This window comes from Acidimicrobiales bacterium, from assembly GCA_035533595.1.
Classification (GTDB): Bacteria; Actinomycetota; Acidimicrobiia; order Acidimicrobiales; family Bog-793; genus DATLTN01.
In genome coordinates, this window is sequence record DATLTN010000025.1 from 14,898 (window position 1) to 29,977 (window position 15,080).

General features: G+C 71.2%; 18 protein-coding genes. 5 read left to right on the plus strand and 13 right to left on the minus strand.

Annotated features, from left to right (window positions below):
* Positions 1 to 19: 19 nt before the first annotated feature.
* Positions 20 to 439, plus strand: a complete 420-nt coding sequence (locus VNF07_04580; GenBank protein HVB05509.1) for a nitroreductase family deazaflavin-dependent oxidoreductase — start codon at positions 20 to 22, stop codon at positions 437 to 439.
* Between the two features lie 57 nt (positions 440 to 496).
* Here VNF07_04580 and VNF07_04585 read toward each other — a convergent pair whose 3' ends face one another.
* The 4 genes from VNF07_04585 to VNF07_04600 form a co-directional block, all read right to left on the minus strand.
* Positions 497 to 643, minus strand: a complete 147-nt coding sequence (locus tag VNF07_04585) for a hypothetical protein (GenBank protein HVB05510.1) — start codon at positions 641 to 643, stop codon at positions 497 to 499.
* A gap of 52 nt (positions 644 to 695) precedes the next feature.
* The gene (locus VNF07_04590; protein ID HVB05511.1) at positions 696 to 941 is read right to left on the minus strand and encodes a hypothetical protein; all 246 of its coding nucleotides are present in this window, start codon (positions 939 to 941) and stop codon (positions 696 to 698) included.
* 225 nt (positions 942 to 1,166) lie between these two features.
* A complete protein-coding gene (locus VNF07_04595) occupies positions 1,167 to 1,970 on the minus strand; it encodes a transglutaminase family protein (GenBank protein HVB05512.1) in 804 nt (267 codons plus the stop codon).
* A 71-nt stretch (positions 1,971 to 2,041) separates the two neighbouring features.
* On the minus strand, positions 2,042 to 2,377 hold the full coding sequence (locus VNF07_04600) for a hypothetical protein (GenBank protein HVB05513.1): 336 nt from the start codon (positions 2,375 to 2,377) through the stop codon (positions 2,042 to 2,044).
* A 117-nt stretch (positions 2,378 to 2,494) separates the two neighbouring features.
* Between VNF07_04600 and VNF07_04605 the strand changes: the two genes are divergently transcribed.
* Positions 2,495 to 3,658, plus strand: coding sequence for an MFS transporter (locus VNF07_04605; protein ID HVB05514.1), 1,164 nt, complete (start codon positions 2,495 to 2,497; stop codon positions 3,656 to 3,658).
* Between the two features lie 7 nt (positions 3,659 to 3,665).
* On the opposite strand, the gene VNF07_04610 is transcribed toward VNF07_04605, so the two are convergent.
* The 9 genes from VNF07_04610 to VNF07_04650 all read right to left on the minus strand — a co-directional run bounded on the left by VNF07_04610 (position 3,666) and on the right by VNF07_04650 (position 10,555).
* Entirely contained in the window at positions 3,666 to 4,274 is a 609-nt protein-coding gene (locus tag VNF07_04610; protein HVB05515.1) for an isochorismatase family cysteine hydrolase, read from the minus strand.
* 5 nt (positions 4,275 to 4,279) lie between these two features.
* Positions 4,280 to 5,077: an alpha/beta hydrolase gene (locus tag VNF07_04615; GenBank protein HVB05516.1), complete on the minus strand. Its 798-nt coding sequence runs from the start codon at positions 5,075 to 5,077 to the stop codon at positions 4,280 to 4,282.
* Positions 5,078 to 5,168: 91 nt separating this feature from the next.
* Entirely contained in the window at positions 5,169 to 6,335 is a 1,167-nt protein-coding gene (locus VNF07_04620) for an AI-2E family transporter (protein HVB05517.1), read from the minus strand.
* Between the two features lie 33 nt (positions 6,336 to 6,368).
* The gene (locus VNF07_04625) at positions 6,369 to 7,046 is read right to left on the minus strand and encodes a hypothetical protein (protein ID HVB05518.1); all 678 of its coding nucleotides are present in this window, start codon (positions 7,044 to 7,046) and stop codon (positions 6,369 to 6,371) included.
* Between the two features lie 130 nt (positions 7,047 to 7,176).
* On the minus strand, positions 7,177 to 7,635 hold the full coding sequence (locus VNF07_04630; protein ID HVB05519.1) for an NUDIX domain-containing protein: 459 nt from the start codon (positions 7,633 to 7,635) through the stop codon (positions 7,177 to 7,179).
* 94 nt (positions 7,636 to 7,729) lie between these two features.
* Positions 7,730 to 7,885 (minus strand): hypothetical protein, encoded by a 156-nt coding sequence (locus VNF07_04635; GenBank protein ID HVB05520.1) that lies wholly within the window; start codon positions 7,883 to 7,885, stop codon positions 7,730 to 7,732.
* Positions 7,886 to 7,951: 66 nt separating this feature from the next.
* Complete coding sequence (locus tag VNF07_04640) at positions 7,952 to 8,920, minus strand: D-glycerate dehydrogenase (GenBank protein HVB05521.1); 969 nt, start codon at positions 8,918 to 8,920, stop codon at positions 7,952 to 7,954.
* Between the two features lie 50 nt (positions 8,921 to 8,970).
* A complete protein-coding gene (locus tag VNF07_04645; protein ID HVB05522.1) occupies positions 8,971 to 10,011 on the minus strand; it encodes a YihY/virulence factor BrkB family protein in 1,041 nt (346 codons plus the stop codon).
* A gap of 154 nt (positions 10,012 to 10,165) precedes the next feature.
* Complete coding sequence (locus VNF07_04650; protein HVB05523.1) at positions 10,166 to 10,555, minus strand: hypothetical protein; 390 nt, start codon at positions 10,553 to 10,555, stop codon at positions 10,166 to 10,168.
* 756 nt (positions 10,556 to 11,311) lie between these two features.
* Here VNF07_04650 and VNF07_04655 point away from each other — a divergent pair.
* From VNF07_04655 to VNF07_04665, 3 genes are all read left to right on the plus strand, one after another.
* Complete coding sequence (locus VNF07_04655) at positions 11,312 to 12,982, plus strand: hypothetical protein (GenBank protein ID HVB05524.1); 1,671 nt, start codon at positions 11,312 to 11,314, stop codon at positions 12,980 to 12,982.
* Between the two features lie 70 nt (positions 12,983 to 13,052).
* A complete protein-coding gene (locus tag VNF07_04660) occupies positions 13,053 to 13,280 on the plus strand; it encodes a hypothetical protein (GenBank protein HVB05525.1) in 228 nt (75 codons plus the stop codon).
* Positions 13,281 to 13,519: 239 nt separating this feature from the next.
* A complete protein-coding gene (locus VNF07_04665) occupies positions 13,520 to 14,857 on the plus strand; it encodes a trypsin-like peptidase domain-containing protein (protein ID HVB05526.1) in 1,338 nt (445 codons plus the stop codon).
* The last annotated feature ends 223 nt before the right edge of the window (positions 14,858 to 15,080 follow it).

The window sequence follows — 15,080 nt, forward strand, 5'->3', positions numbered from 1 at the left end:
TAAGGAGAAGGAGGCGACGATGGCGGAGCAGAACGAGCGCAACCGGTTGCTCGCCGAGGAGTACCGGCGCAACGGCGGGTGGGTGGCGGAGGAGAAGTTCAAGGACGCTCCCCTGCTGCTGCTCACGACCGAGGGGCGCCGCAGCGGGCGCCGCTACGTCAACCCCCTCATGTACCTCCCCGACGGGGAGCGCTACGTGATCTTCGCCTCCCACCAGGGGGCGCCCGAGGACCCCGACTGGTACAAGAACCTCGTCGCCGCCGGTGAGGCGACGATCGAGGTCGGTCGCGAGGAGATCCCCGTCGCCGTCGTCGTCACCTCCGGGGAGGAGCGCGACGAGCTCTACCGCCGCCACGCCGGTCTCCATCCGCGCTTCGCGGCCTACGAGGACAACACCTCGCGCCTCATCCCCGTCGTCGCCCTCGCCCCGCGGCGCTGAACCGCCTGCCGCGGGCCGGCCCCGCCGTCAGGGCGCCGAGCCCCCCCCCGAGAGCGGTCAGACGCTTCCTCGCGGCGAGATGGCCGGCGCCCCGCCGCTGAAATGGCCGGAGGTCGGCGCGACGTCGGCGTAGCCGCGACCGACGGCGACCGTCAGGTAGCCGTCGCGGGTCGGACGGCCGTGCCTGGGGTTGAGCGCGAGCACCTCGCCGCCCCCGCGAGCACCTCCACCCAGGCGTGCGAGCCGCCTTGGCCGATCAGGTGGCCCGAGACGTAGCGGGCGCCGATCCCCGCGGCGCGACAGAGGGCGCGTAGCCCTGACAGACGCCGCGCCCACCGGCGAGCTCCGCGGCGGCGAGGCGGGCGTCGGCAGCGGTGAGCGGCGCCGGGCGGGCGAGGAGCCGGCGCGCCGGTCCGGCGGGCGCCGCGGGGCGGCCTCCCGCGCCACCGGCGACGCGCCCTTCCACGACAGCCCACGCGGCGAACGTGATCCCGCTCGTCACCTCGGCCGCCTCGACGTCGAGGACGTCGTTGCCGAAGCGTCGGTCGCCCAGCGCGAGCGCACCTCGGCACCGGAGATCTCGACGCCGAAGGCGGTGCGGCGGCGGCGGCCGTGGCGGGCGCGGGGGACGACGATCAGCCGGTGGCGCAGCCCGCGGATCGGGGGTTCGTTCTAGTAGCGGTACTCCTGCTCGAGGAGCAGCGCCTCGCCTTCGAGGAGCGGCGCCTCAGTGCGCACCGGCGACCTCGTCGGCCCACACCGTCATCCGCACCAGCTCTGCCGCACCCCAGGTCGTGACCATCGCCGCGTCCGACGCGTCGCGGCCGTAGGCGACGACCACGCGACCGGCGCGCGGCTCGTTGTTGCGCGGGTCGAAGGTCCACCAGCGATCGCCCAGCCAGACCTCGAGCCAGGAGCAGAAGTCCATCGGCAGGGGCGCCTCGACACCGATGTCGGGCAGGTAGCCGGCGACGTAGCGGGCCGGCAGGTTGAGCGCGCGACAGAGCGTCACGCCGAGGTGGGTGAAGTCGCGGCAGACCCCCGAGCGCGACCGCCACACGTCGACGGCTGTCGTCCACGGATCGCTCGCGCCGATCTCGTAGCGGAGCTGGTCGTGCACCCAGTCACAGATCGCCACCACCTGCAGATAGCCGGGAGCGACCTCGCCGAAGAGCTCCCACGCCTCGTCGTGGAGCGCGTCCGGCCAGCAGAAGCGGCTCGCCAGCAGGTAGAGGAGGGCCTCGTCGGGGAGCGCCTCGAGCGGCCCCTGCTCCGCCGTCGGGTCGCTTTCGTCGGCGCCGTCGGCCACCTCCACGAGGGCGTCGTAGCGGAGCCGCGAGGGCCCCTCTGGAAGGACGAGGCGGTCGCAGTAGTTGCCGTAGGAGTCGAGGTAGGCCGCCGCCGGGGCCGGTGGCTCCCAGCGCTCGTACACGATGCGGTGGGCTCCGTCGAGGCGCGGCCGCACCTGCCAGAGGGCGGGCACCCGCCCGGCGCAGAGGTAGTCGAACTCGCAACCGAGGCGTACCAGCACGGGGTGATCTTGGCCGCGAACGGCGCGTGGGGCGGGACTTGTCCGTGACGGGCGGGTGAACACGCCCGCCGCTACAGCGTCGCGTCGCCGATCTCGAGCGCCGTGCTCACCCTCGTGAGCAGGTCCTCGATGGCCGCCTCGTCCTCGCCGAGGGCCTCACGGACCATCGCCGTGGCGATGCGCATCGCGTACGCGAGGTAGGCCTGCAGGTAGGCCGGGCCGGTGACCCCGGTGGCGTCGGGGGCGATCTCGATCCCCGCGAAGGTCTCGATCACGACCTCGTTGGCGAGGGTGATGAAGGAGAGAACGTCGTGCACCGCGGCGGCACGCACGAGCTCGCGGGCGTGCGCGCCGATGCGCAGGCGCAGCTCCCGGTCCTCGGGGGGGAAGGGCCGCTCCTCGCTCACCGCTGCCTCCCCTCGGGCGTCGCCGGAGCGTACCAATGACGGTCCCGTGCGAGGCCGGAGCGACGCCCCTCGGCGCACCGGTTTGACAGCGCGGCGGGCGACAAAGACATTGAGGTGGTGACCGGCGACCGCACGCGCGCCGCCCTCGTCACCCCTGCCTTCCTCACCGTCGTCCTCGTCGGCCTCGTCTACTGGGTCGGTTTCAACATGGTGATCCCCGAGCTGCCCCCCTTCGTCACCCGCGAGCTCGGCGGCTCGAGCCTCGCCGTCGGCCTCATCGTCGGCGCGCCCGCCCTCACCGCAGTCTTCACCCGCCCCGTCGCCGGCCGCCTCGGCAACCGCTTCGGCCGCAAGGTGCTGATGATCGGCGGCGCCGCGACCGCCGGCGGCGCGATCGCCGCCTACGGCCTCACCTCCTCGGAGGTCGCGCTCGCCGCACTACGCCTCGCGACGGGCGTCGGACAGGGGCTCTTCTTCACCGGCGCGGCGACGCTCGTGAGCGACATCGCCCCTCCGGCGCGCCGCGGCGAGGCGATGAGCTACTTCTCGATCGCCGCCTACATGGGTACCGGGCTCGGTCCCCTCACCGGCCAGCTCCTCGCCGAGCAGATCGGCCTGCACGCCGTCTTCGGAGTCGCGGGGCTGTTCTGCGTGGCCGGCGCGCTGCTCAGCCTGCGCGCCCCCAACGTGCGCATCGTCGCCGGCGCGGGGCTGTCGCGGCCGGGCCTGTTCAACAGGAAGGGGGTCGGCCCGGGCCTCGTGATGATGTTCGGCCTGATGGGCTACACCGCCTTCCAGGCCTACGCCCCCCTCTACACCGTGCGCCAGCTCCACCTTTCGGGGCCGGCGGTGGCCTTCTTGCTCTACGCCGGGATCATCCTCGTCTGCCGGCTTGCCTTCGCCCGCCTCTTCGACCGCGTCGGCGCCCGCCGCTGCGCCTCGACCGCGACGCTCACGATCGCCGCGGGCCTCGTGGTGATCGCCGCATGGCCGACCGTCACCGGCCTCTACGTGGGCGTCGCCGTCTTCAGCCTCGGCATGGCGGTGCAGTACCCGGCGCTGTTCACGATGGCGGTGAACCGCGCCAACGAGCGGGATCGGGCGCCGGTGATCGGCACCTTCACCGCCTTCCTCGACCTCGCCACCGGCCTCGGCGGCGTCACGCTCGGCGCCGTCGCCGCCCTCGCCGGCTACCGGGCGAGCTTCGTCGGGGGGGCGGTCGCGGCGCTGCTCGGCTTCGCCGTCCTGCAGCGCCTCTTCGCCTCTCCCGCCACCAGCTGAGAGGAGCTCAGCCGAGCGCCTCCAGCACGGCCGCGAGCGAGCGCACGTGGCAGACCTGGGGGAGGATCAGCTCGAGCAGCGCCTCGCGCTCGGCCGGCTCGGCATGGCAGCCCTCGGCGACGGCGACGATCTGGTAGTCGAGGTCGCGCGCCGCGTAGATCGTGGAGGCGACCCCGATGTGGAACGAGCCGCCGACGATGAGCAGCGTGTCGACCCCGAGGCGCCGCAGCGAGAGGTCGAGCGGGGTGGCGAAGAAGGCCGACCAGCGGTGCTTGGGGATGTCGTAGTCCTCCGGCCCCACCTCGAGCTCGGCGAGGTAGGCCGTGCCCGCGGAGCCAGAGACGTAGCCGCCCGTGCCGTTCTCGGCACGCGCCGCGTAGGGGCGGTGCTCGCGGTCCATGTCGGGAACGGTGAGGGCGCGGTCGCGCCCGTCGGGGCGGTGGTCGCCGCGGCTGAAGAAGCGCGGCAACCCGGCCTCCCTGCAGGCGCGGGCGAGGGTGATGATCGGCTGCAGCGCACCGTGCGCCTCGATCGCCGCCCGGAACTGTTCGACGGCGTCGAAGACGATGAGCGCGCTGCGGCTGCGGTCGAGCTCGATGCTCGTTGGGATGCTCACCGAGCTCAGGCGAGGAACTCGGTGATCGTCTCCACGAGCCGTGCCGGCGCCTCGTAGGGGACGTTGTGGCCGATGCCCTCGTAGACGACGAGCTTCGCGTCGGGGATCAGCTGGGCGGTCTGCTCACCGAGCTCGAGGGCGTTGACCTTGTCCTCTGAGCCCCAGACGACGAGGGTCGGCGAGCTGATGTGCGGAAGGCGGCGCAACGTGTTGTAGCGGGTGCGCGTCTCGGGATTCGTCATGTGATCCATCAGGCGGCGGAAGGCGGCCGTCGTCTGCTCGTCGTGGAGCATCGCGAGGCGCTCCTCGAGCAGGACGTCGGAGGAGATGTTCGAGCCGGCGTAGCGCTCGACAGCGGCGCGCACGTCCTCCTCGGGGGGAGGCTGCCAGGCGACCATCGTGGTGAGGTTGCGCGTCGCCGCGCCGCCGCCCGCGATGTCGACGAAGCGGCGGACGCGGTTCGGACTCTCGTAGGCGAGGAGGACGCCGAGCCAGCCGCCCATCGAGTGGCCGACGAGGTGGCTCGACTCGAGGCCCATGACGTCCTGGAACTCGCGCAGGTGGTCGACGAGGTAGGCGAAGGAGAACTCCTGCTCGAGGTGGTCCCCCGGCCCGAAGTTCAGGCAGTCGAGGGCGTAGACGTGGAAGCGCTCGCCGAGGCCGGGAAGCACCGGCAGCCAGCCGTCGCCACCCGAAAGGAAGCCGGCGCCGTGCACGAGCAGCACCGGCTCGCCCTCGCCCGCCTCGAAGTACCGCGTCCTACCGTGGCTCATCTCGACGAAGTCCCGCTTCACCTCGACCATGGCACCCCTCCTCGCCCTGGCGCCGCGGCGCCCCCGGATCGGCCCCGACCTTAGAGGCTGTCCGCTGCGGCGACACTTCCCCGGGAGCGGCTCAGCGGCGTTCGAGGCGGGGGAAGAGCACCTCTTCGAGGATGAGGTGCAGGGTCGCCGCAGCGGGGATCGCGATCAGCGCCCCGAGCAGGCCGAGGAGGGCGCCACCGGCGAGGGTGGCGACGATCGTCACTCCCGGCGGGAGGCTGACGGTGTGGCGCATCACCCGCGGCGTGAGGAAGTAGTCCTCGAGCAGGCGGTAGACGACGTAGAAGATGAGGGTCGCGATGCCGAGGAAGACCCCGTGGCTGAGCGCGATCATCGAGACGACGAGGCCGGCGACGGTCGAGCCGACGATCGGGATGAGGTCGAAGAGCGCGACGAACATCCCGAGCAGCACCGGGTAGGGGCCGCCCACGGCGAGCAGCCAGACGAAGGTCCCCGCACCGGCGATCGCCGAGGTGACGAGGTTGCCGAGGACGAAGCCGCCGACACGGTCGAAGACCTCGTCGGTGAGGACGGCGACCCGCTCGCGCCGTGAGCGGGGTGCGAGGCGCAGCCAGAGCGTGCGGACGCTCGGCAGCGCGATGAGGAAGTAGACGGTGAGGACCAGGACGCTCAGCGCCGCCGCGGTCGTCGTCACGACGACCTTGCCAGCCCCGAAGAGCCCGTGGCTGAGACGGGTCTTCAAGACGTCGAGGAGGCGCGGGCCGACGACGCCGGTGAGGTGCGTCACCTTCAGAGCGTGGCCGAGCGGGCCGCTGCCGGTCGTCACGTCGTGGCGGATCGTCGGCCACTTGTGCACGAGGGCGCGGACCTCGTGCACGCTCGGCGGCACCGCCGCCACCGCGAAGGCGGCGAGCACGGCCAACAGCGCGGCGACCACGATGAGGGCGCTCGTGGCGCGGGAGAGGCCGCGCTGGGTGAGGCTCCCGATCATCGGGTTGAGGCCGATGGCGAGGAAGAGCGACAGGCCGACGATGACGAGCACCGTGCCGGCACCGGCGAGCGCGCGCACGATGAGGTAGGCGGTGGCGACGCCGAGCGCGCCGGTGAAGCCGATGTAGAAGGGGGCCCGCCGGTCCACCGGGGGGCCGCGCCTCGCGAGGCCCCGCTCGGGGGCGTCCACGTTCGGGGGCAGCAGGAGGGTGACCTCGGGGGGCGGCGGCTGGCCCCCCGCCTCCGGGTCCGGTACGGGCTCAGGCCCATCTGCCGCCGGCTCGCTCATCATCTGCGGGGCACCGGAGCGAGCCGGCGGGGATTACTCGGGCTCGACAGCGGGTGGGCCGTCGGCGACGGGCACCGCGTTGGTTCGGGTCGCGGTGGGGCCGGCCGTCGTCGGGGCGTCGGTCATCGCGTTCGGCCCGGTGACATCGGCGACGGGGACGATCGCCGGCTCCTCGGCGGCCGCCAGCATCTGCACCGGGACGGTGCGTGGGTTGCCCTGCAGCGCCGCGAACTCGCAGGCGAGGCCCCCCATGATCCCGAGGAACAGCCCGGGACCGAGGGCGTAGGCGATCTCCCGCTCGAAGGTGCCATAGGCACCGACGCTGATGAAGTAGCGATGCCCCTCGAGCACCGGCCAGGCGACCGGCCCGATCGCGAACCAACACCCGGCGGCGACCGCGAGAAGCCCTGCGACCATCACGCCCATGCGGCCGAAGCCGAGGCCGGCGATGCGCCCGAGCTGCAAGAGGGCGAGCCCGGCCAGCAGCGCGCCGCCCGCCGGGACTGCGGCGAGGAGGCCCCGGGAGAGGTCCCAGTGCCAGGTCGCAAGACCGTCCGGCGAGAAGCCGAAGACCGAGCCGATGAAGGGCATCAAGCCGCCCCACAGCGCCATCAGCACGAGCAGGCCGCCCGTCATCCCGAGACTCGTCCGGTAGCTCCAGCGGACCTCGCCGCTGCGCACCGTGTCCGGCGCGTCGGTTGCTCCCCTCATGCGCAACGGATGCGTGGCCATAACGCCCCCTCGTGAGCTGAGACCTTGGGCGTCCCCAAGCTGGGCCGCCCACGGCCCTATACCCAGCACCAGAAGCCAGTAACGCGGGCTGCGCGACACCCGTTGCGACTCAGGAGACGGTGAGCAGCCCCTCGTCGATGAGGAGGTCAACGAAGCCCTCCCGCCCTAAGCCGCCGAGGGCCTCGGGGGAGAACCACCCGAGCTCGGAGACCTCCTCTCCGTCGGCCCGCTCGCGGCCGCCGACGACGACGGCGCGGTAGACGATCGCGACGTAGACGAGCACGTCGCCGTTCGGGTACACGGTCCGGCAGCGGTCGCCGCCGAGCGCGGCGTGCAGCCCGGTGACGGCGACCTCGAGGCCGGTCTCCTCGAGCGCCTCCCGTCGGGCCGCCTCCTCGGGGCGTTCACCGGGCTCGACTGCGCCCCCCGGCACCGACCACAGGTCGGAGTCGGCCTTGCGGACGAGCAGCAGGCGCCCCTCGGTGTCATGCACCACGACGCAGGCCGTCGGCATGTGCAGGGGCGTCGTCCCGACGAGCGCCCGCAGGCGGGCGACGTAGTCGGACATCGGCACGGGAAGATCTTCGCCGAACCGAGCCCGGACGCGGCGATTCCCCGGCACGAGGCCGGGGAATCGCCGAAGAATCGGTGTGACTACGCGCTCACCATCGGTACCAGCTGCGCTCCGCGCCGTGGGCGAGGAAGCCCACGACCCACAGGACCAGGAGGATGACGGCGAGGATCCACAAGAAGTGGACAGCGAAGCCGAAGCCTCCGAACAAAAGCACGATGAGTAGCAGCAAAAGCGCAAGACCCATTGTGGGCGACCTCCTTGGGTGACGCTCAGGAGCTACCCGCACGCCGGTAGCAGTAAACCGCGCGGGTCAGCCGGGCCCGTAGACCTCGGGGTTGGCACAGTGCGGGAGGGGCTCCCCGCGCAGCCCCGCCAGGAGGTTGTCGACCGCGAGGTCCGCCATCGCGGCGCGCGACTTTTCGGTCGCAGAGCCCAGGTGCGGGATGGCGACACAGTTCGGTAGGCCGAGGAGGGGTTCATCGAGGGGCACCGGCTCGACCTCGAAGACGTCGAGGCCGGCACCGCCGAGATGGCCCGAGGCGAGCGCCTCGAAGAGCGCCCGCTGGTCGACGACCGGGCCGCGGGCGGTGTTCACGAGCAGCGCACCGCGGCGCATCCGGGAGAGCTCGGCAGCGCCGATGAGGTGGTGCGTCTCCTCACTGAGGGCCACGTGCAGGCTGACGACGTCAGACGAGCAGAGGAGCTCGTCGAGGTCGACGAAGGAGACACCTTCCGCCTCTCGGTGTGTCCGCGAGCACGCGAGGACGTGCATGCCGAAGCCGCGGGCGCGCCGGGCCACTGCCTCGCCGATGCGCCCGAGGCCGACGATGCCGAGGGTCGCACCAGAGAGCTCGAGGCCGAGGAAGCCCGACGGGCGCCACGTCGTCCATTCCCCCGCGAGGAGGGCGTCGCGCGCTTCGACCACGCGGCGGGCGACCGCGAGCAGGAGTGCGAAGGCGACATCGGCGGTCGCCTCGGTGAGGACGCCGGGAGTGTGACCGGCCGGGATGCCCCGGCCGGTCAGCGCAGCGAGGTCGAGGTTGTCCACGCCGACCGCCATGTTCGAGACCACCCGGAGCCGTGGGGCGAGCGCCAGCAGCGGCTCGTCGATGCGGTCGGTGAGCATCGTGAGCACCCCGTCGGCACCCGCAAGGCCCTCGACGAGCTCTTCTCGCGTCGGCGGGCGGTCCTCGGAGAAGAGGCGCACCTGCGCAAAGGACGCCAGCCGCGCGAGGCCCGCGCCCGGAAGCGCCCGCGTCACGAACGCCGTGAAGGCCACCTCTCCTCCCCTCGCGCCGCTACCGGGAGGGCCGAGGCGCTCACCCGAGGCTACTGATGGCCCACCTTTGCGCCCTCCGCGGCGGGCGGCCCGGGATCGGGGACCTCGGCGTCGGCCATCTTCGTCGGCTCGCCGGCGGCCGTGAAGCCGAGGACGATCTGCTGCTCGGGGCGGCGCTGCAGCGCGAGCACCTGCAGCCGCATGGCGCGCTCGTCGGCGTCGGTGAGCGGCGGCTGTACGAGCGCCCGCGGCCAGAGATGGTGATGCAGGACCGTGCTCACCTCGGCGGCGTAGAGCGTGGCGCGTGCCCCGAGGTAGAGCCAGGCGATGAGGCCGAGGACGACCCCGAACAAGCCGTAGGTGGCGCTCGCCCCCTTCAGGTCATGACCGACGACGTAGCCGCCAACCGCCTGCAGGATCGTGAAGAAGACGCCACCGACGATGGCGCCCGGCAACAACGTCCGGATCGCCACCTGTTTGGGTGTCAGCACGCGGAAGGTGCCGATATAAAAGGCCACATTCGCGAGGCCGGCGAACAGCTCGGCGAGTACACCGAGGGCGATGTTGTGCCGGCCGAAGGTGCCGAACCCCGACAGAACTGTCGTGACGACCAGCTCGAGAGCCAGGACGACGAGAAAGAGCAGGCTCCGCGCCAGCCCGGCGAGGAAGTTCGGCTGTTTGACGAAAGGGACGTTCCATACCTGCGACATCGCCGAGAGCCCGGTCTGCGCGAGGCTCGTGCTGCCATATATCAGACCCACGATCCCGATAATGAGGCCGATGAGCGAGCCGCGCTTCAACGCGTGGATGTTGCCGGCGAGCTGGTGGCCGACGATCGGGAACTCGCCGAATGCGGACGCGGTGATCCGCGCCCGTGCCGACGGGTCGCCTGCGAGCACGAGCCCGAGGATCGTGATGAGAAGGAGCAGCAAAGGAAAGATGGTCACGAACATCGTGTAGGTGAGCTGTGCGACAAGCGCACCCGCGTTGTCGTCCCCGTACTTCTTCTGCACCGCGTAGACGAACCCCGCGGCCCGGTGTCGCTGCTGAAAGGTGTCGACGGCACCGAGCGCCTGTTTGATCGCCTTCATCGGGCACTCTCCGAACCGCCACGGCCCTCGCCGCCGAAGTGCCCGCGGGCGGTCGGCGAACAGGCCTCGCGGACGGCACGAGAGCCGGTCCCCCCGCAGGGGGAACCGGCTCTCGTGCAGGCGTCCGTGCGCGGACGCGGTGACAACCCCGTAGCTACTTCGTGCCCCGCCCGATCCCGGCGCGTCGGAGCACCTCCGCGGGGACACCGACCTCGCGCCAGCTCTCGTAGCTGATCCCCTTGCGATTGCCGTACTCCGAGGCACCCTTCACGAAGGCATCCTCGAGGACCGAGATGTCCACGGACTGCCCGGAGGAATTGAGGCGCGCCTGAAGGTCCTTGCGCTCCTGGATGAGATGCAGGCGACGGAGCGGGTCCGCGCTCGCGAGCTTGGTATCGATCTCGGTGAGCTGCTTCTCTGTCGCCTCGACACTCGGACGACGGCCACGACGAGGCTTGTTCTCCTCGAGCGCCTGCAGGTACCGACGGACCGCAAGACCTTGGGTTCTCCCGACCGCCAGTGCCGCCTTGTGGTCGGCGGTCATCGGGGCTGATTTTCTTGGTGACATCGCGGAGCGACTCTCCTTCGTTCCTATGAATACGTGACCGATCCATGTGATCGCCGACGAAAGCGTAATACGTATTTCTCGCGCTCACGACACACTCAGCTCCTCGAACCATTTCCCTCAAGCATTGAGGGCTACCGGTGCATATCCCGGGGGCCGACGCAGGACCCCTGGCCGCCATATCACACACCGGGTGCCCAGCGCGACCCCGCCCGAACCGCGGAATTTCTCGCGGCTCCGTCTCGGATTGCCGCTGCCGGAAGCGATCCGGCGGTCGCGTTGCCGAGATACCCCGACGAGCGACGCGGCGGGCGACCGCGACCCGCGTTCGCTCCATTTCTCTCGGTGGGTCCCTCGTGAGCCTCCCAGCCATCGCCGAAGCGTGCCCGGCCGGGCGCGCGGGGGCCGAAGATCGGACAGGGTCGCCGCTCATCTCGCGCCGGCATCAGGGCGTAAGAGGCGCCGGGCACCTTCCTCACGAGCTCCCGAGACCGACACTCCACGAGAGGCCTTGAGAACGCAACAAGCGGTTGCTCGGCCGATCCATTTGCCAAGACTCCCCCCGCTCGGAGCGAATAGCCGCAGGACGCGGCGCTGCAACACGGCGTCGCCCACAAGCAACGGTTGCGGCGACCTGAGCAGTGACGACCAGTTCAATGCACTAACGTTTGTTACAAATAGGAGAACGACAGCATGCGTAGAACGCCCTGCTCAGTGTCATTCAGGTTGTCCGTCGTGGCGAGCGCTGCTGCACTCGTCCTCGGGCTCGCGGCGATCACCGCCGCTTCGGCGACGTCCACGCCGCAGACCCACATCGCGCCGTCGGTCAGTTGGCCCGGCGCCGCGTGGATCGCGCGCACGGTGACCGGCCGCAGCGCCGGTTACGTCACCCAGAGCTCGCCGACTACCGCGGTGTGGGGCAAAAAGACCATCGTCGCGGTCGGCGCCGAGAACGGCTTCGTCTACGTCATGGACGCGGCCACCGGTAACGAGCTCCCCGGCTGGCCACACCACCTCGCGGTCACGCCCGGCCAGTCGGCCGCCATCGAGTCGAGCCCGACGATCGCCTTTCTTGACGGCCGGCGGCACGCGCCCTCGATCATCGTCGGCGCCGCTTCCACCTGGGTGCACTCGAGCGCCGCCGAGGTGGAGGCATGGCGGCTCTCCGGCGCGGAGCGCTTCGTCTTCCATGTCGGCCAGGCCACCGGGACCGCCACCGGCGTGATCTCCACGCCTGCCGTCGGTGACGTGCTCGGCAACGGCCAGGAACAGATCGTCTTCGGTTCCTGGGACCACCGGATCTACGTGCTCGACGGCGCGGGCAACCAGCTCGGCTTCGCCTACGACAACGCCGACACGATCTGGTCGTCTCCCGCCCTGTACAGGCTGCCCGGGCAGAGGGCCGACGACATCTTCCTCGGGAGCGACGCATCGGGGCGCCCCTTCGGCAACCATCAGCGCTGCGTCGGCGGCTTCATCGCTGACTACCGCTTCTCGAGCGCGGCCCTCGACCCCGACACCTTGAAGACCGGGCCGGGCCTCGTGCGCGAGTGGTTCCACTGCCTCAACCAATCGATCTGGTCGAGCCCCGTGGTCGGCCTCATCGGCACCTCGCATCAGCCCGTCGTGATCGTCGGGACGAGCTTCTTCGAGCAGCCCTTTCCCTCGGACACGAGCAAGCTCTTCGCCTTCGACGCGGCGAGCGGCGCACCGGTGCCCGGCTGGCCGGTGTCGACCGCGGGCCCGACCCTTGGCTCGGCGGCGATCGGCGTCATCGACTCCTCGGGCAACCCCGCGGTCGTGGCCACCTCCTGGGACTGCACCGGGCCACGCCCCTCGAACTGCTTCACCGACCTCTCCAAGGTGTACGCCTGGAACGGGAGTGGGCGCCTCATCTGGTCGGCGTCGCTACCGGGGCCGGAGAGCTTCGCGTCCCCGGTCCTCGTGCCGCTGCAGGCGAGCTCCGCGCAGCCGAGCTCCACCACCGCGGGCGTGCTGAACGACGTCCTCATCGGCTCGCCGAACGGCCTCTACCCGCTCGACGGCGCGACGGGCGCCTTCCTCTTCGGCACCAACGGGTCGAACCAGTTCGCGGCGATCAACCCTGGCTGCCGGGTCTACAACTCGGTGGCCGTGATCGACGTGCAGTCCGACAACGCGCGCGCGGGATGGCACGCGGTCGAGGCTTGCGGCGGGCCACCCACCTTCCGGACGCCGGGGACGATCCTCAGCTACCGCCTCCCGGTCCAGGACTTCGCATCGGCGGCCTGGCCGATGTTCCGGGGAAGTCCGGAGCACAGTGGCGTCGCCTTCTCGAGCCTCGCCACCGTCCCCGCCTCGATCCCCGGGCTGCCGGTCGTCACGACGACCTCGCTCGCGCCCGTCGGCGCGGGCGGGCTGGGCTGACGCTCGCTGGCGATTGATTTCGGTGGGCGCGGGTAGAGGCGGAGTATCCGTCGCACCCGAGGAGCGCTCGATGAGTCACCTGCCCGCCATTGCCGAACTGGTCGCCTTCACCGCGGCGGTGAGCGCCTTTGCTGAGTTCCTGCGGCGCGTCGCGCACCACGAGCACCCGCTCGCACTGCACAGCCATCTCCACGAGGAGAGGGACTTCCGCGCGGTCGCCGAGCTGCCCGTCCCCCGTCGGCTCACGATCACCGCGATGACCGCCCGCGAGAGCGTCGCGCACCGCCGCGCCAGCTGAGCGCCGAGTCTCAGGTGAATCAGTACCGGATTCACAGAGCTTCCTCAACGAGTTCTCAGGCACAGCCGGTTAACTAGAGGCCAGTTGCGGTGGCAGGGGCCACTGCTGGCGACATCTAGGAGCCAGGAAAGATGGAAGGTTTCCCCGCTGAGGACCACCCGGCCACCGAGTGGTCGTTCGCTGAGCCCCTCGGCACTCCACTCCCCCGCCCCACGCGGCGGCGGAGAACCCTTTCGGGAATGTTGGCGGCCAGCCTCCTCGCGACGACCGGCGCCGGTGTCGCGATCGGACACCTCGCGTGGGGCGCCTCCGGCCCGGCGACGACGACCACGAGCGCTGGCGGCGCACTCACCCCGAAGGTCGGCAACGGCAACGGCAACAACTGCGTCGGGACCAACGTCTCCTACTTCTGCAACTACTTCAACGGGAACGGCAATGGCGCGGGCTCGGGCAACAGCGGCTCAGGTGGGACGGGGCCGGCGAACGCCTCGTCGATCGCGAGCGGCGTCGACCCCGGCCTCGTCGACATCAACACCACGATCTCGGGTGGCGCGGCCGCAGGCACCGGCATGGTCCTCACTTCCAACGGCGAGGTGCTGACGAACAACCACGTGATCGCCGAAGCCTCGAAGATGTCGGTCTACGACGTCGGCAACGGCAAGACCTACAACGCGCACGTCGTCGGATACGACAAGCGGGATGACGTCGCCGTCATCCAGCTGGAGAACGCCTCGGGCCTCTCCACCGTGCAGACCGCGGACTCCTCGGCAGTGAAGCAGGGGGACGAGGTCGTGGCGGTCGGGAACGCCGGCGGACGGGGCGGGACCCCCAGCTACGCCGGCGGCACCATCACCGCCAAGGACCGGTCGATCACCGCGAGCGACGGCACCTCGATCTCCCAGAGCGAGCAGCTGACCGGGTTGTTCGCGACGAACGCTGGCATCGAGCCCGGCGACTCGGGTGGCCCGCTCGTGAACAGCTCGGGCCAGGTGATCGGCATGGACACCGCCGGGTCGACGAACTCGAACTTCGGCGGCTTCGGCTCGACGATGATCACCCAGGGCTTCGCGATCCCGATCAACACCGCCGTCGCGCTCGCCGACAAGATCGTCGCCGGCAAGCGGACCGCGGCCATCCACATCGGCAAGACGGCCTTCCTCGGCGTCGAGCTCGGTGGGACGGGCACCCCCAGCGCGGGCAATGGCGGCGGCAGCGCGAACCCCTTCGGCGGCTTCGGCGGCAACGGGAGCGGCTCGGTCTGCTTCGACGGCAACTGCATCGAGGTGCCCGGGGTCGGCGGCAGCTCCATCGGGCAGGGCACCACCACCCCGAGCGCCCCGGCGGTGAGTGGTGTGCAGATCTCCGGCGTCGTCGCCGGGGAGCCGGCCGCGAAGGCGGGCCTCACCGCCGGCGACACGATCACCGCCATCGACGGCTCCAAGATCACCTCCGACGCCTCGCTCTCGGCTGCGCTCTTCCCGCTGCGCCCGGGCAGGACCGTCCAGGTGAGCTACGTCGACGCCAGCGGCACCGCGAAGACGGCCGCCCTCACGCTCGCCGCGGGTCCGCCGCAGTAACGGCACGCCGACCACGGTCGACGACGAGGGCGCCGAGCGATCGGCGCCCTCGTCGCGCTCACCCATGGCACAGCCGATGGGTCTCTCGGCAGCGCGACCGTCGTAGGGGCGCCGCCTTGCCGCGGACGCTGCCAGCCGGGCCCCGAGGTTCAGAGGCGATGCCCGACCGGAGCGGTCGTCGTCGTCGTGGTGGTGCGCGGGAGCGTCGTCGTCGGAGCTTGGG

Bases quoted from the DNA above. Each gene is read 5' to 3' on its own strand.
- VNF07_04580 (HVB05509.1), top strand. From the start codon at position 20: ATGGCGGAGCAGAACGAGCGCAACCGGTTGCTCGCCGAGGAGTACCGG.
- VNF07_04615 (HVB05516.1), bottom strand. From the start codon at position 5,077: ATGGTCGAGGTGAAGCGGGACTTCGTCGAGATGAGCCACGGTAGGACG.
- VNF07_04620 (HVB05517.1), bottom strand. From the start codon at position 6,335: ATGAGCGAGCCGGCGGCAGATGGGCCTGAGCCCGTACCGGACCCGGAG.
- VNF07_04625 (HVB05518.1), bottom strand. From the start codon at position 7,046: ATGAGGGGAGCAACCGACGCGCCGGACACGGTGCGCAGCGGCGAGGTC.
- VNF07_04630 (HVB05519.1), bottom strand. From the start codon at position 7,635: ATGTCCGACTACGTCGCCCGCCTGCGGGCGCTCGTCGGGACGACGCCC.
- VNF07_04635 (HVB05520.1), bottom strand. From the start codon at position 7,885: ATGGGTCTTGCGCTTTTGCTGCTACTCATCGTGCTTTTGTTCGGAGGC.
- VNF07_04645 (HVB05522.1), bottom strand. From the start codon at position 10,011: ATGAAGGCGATCAAACAGGCGCTCGGTGCCGTCGACACCTTTCAGCAG.
- VNF07_04650 (HVB05523.1), bottom strand. From the start codon at position 10,555: ATGACCGCCGACCACAAGGCGGCACTGGCGGTCGGGAGAACCCAAGGT.
- VNF07_04660 (HVB05525.1), top strand. From the start codon at position 13,053: ATGAGTCACCTGCCCGCCATTGCCGAACTGGTCGCCTTCACCGCGGCG.
- VNF07_04665 (HVB05526.1), top strand. From the start codon at position 13,520: ATGTTGGCGGCCAGCCTCCTCGCGACGACCGGCGCCGGTGTCGCGATC.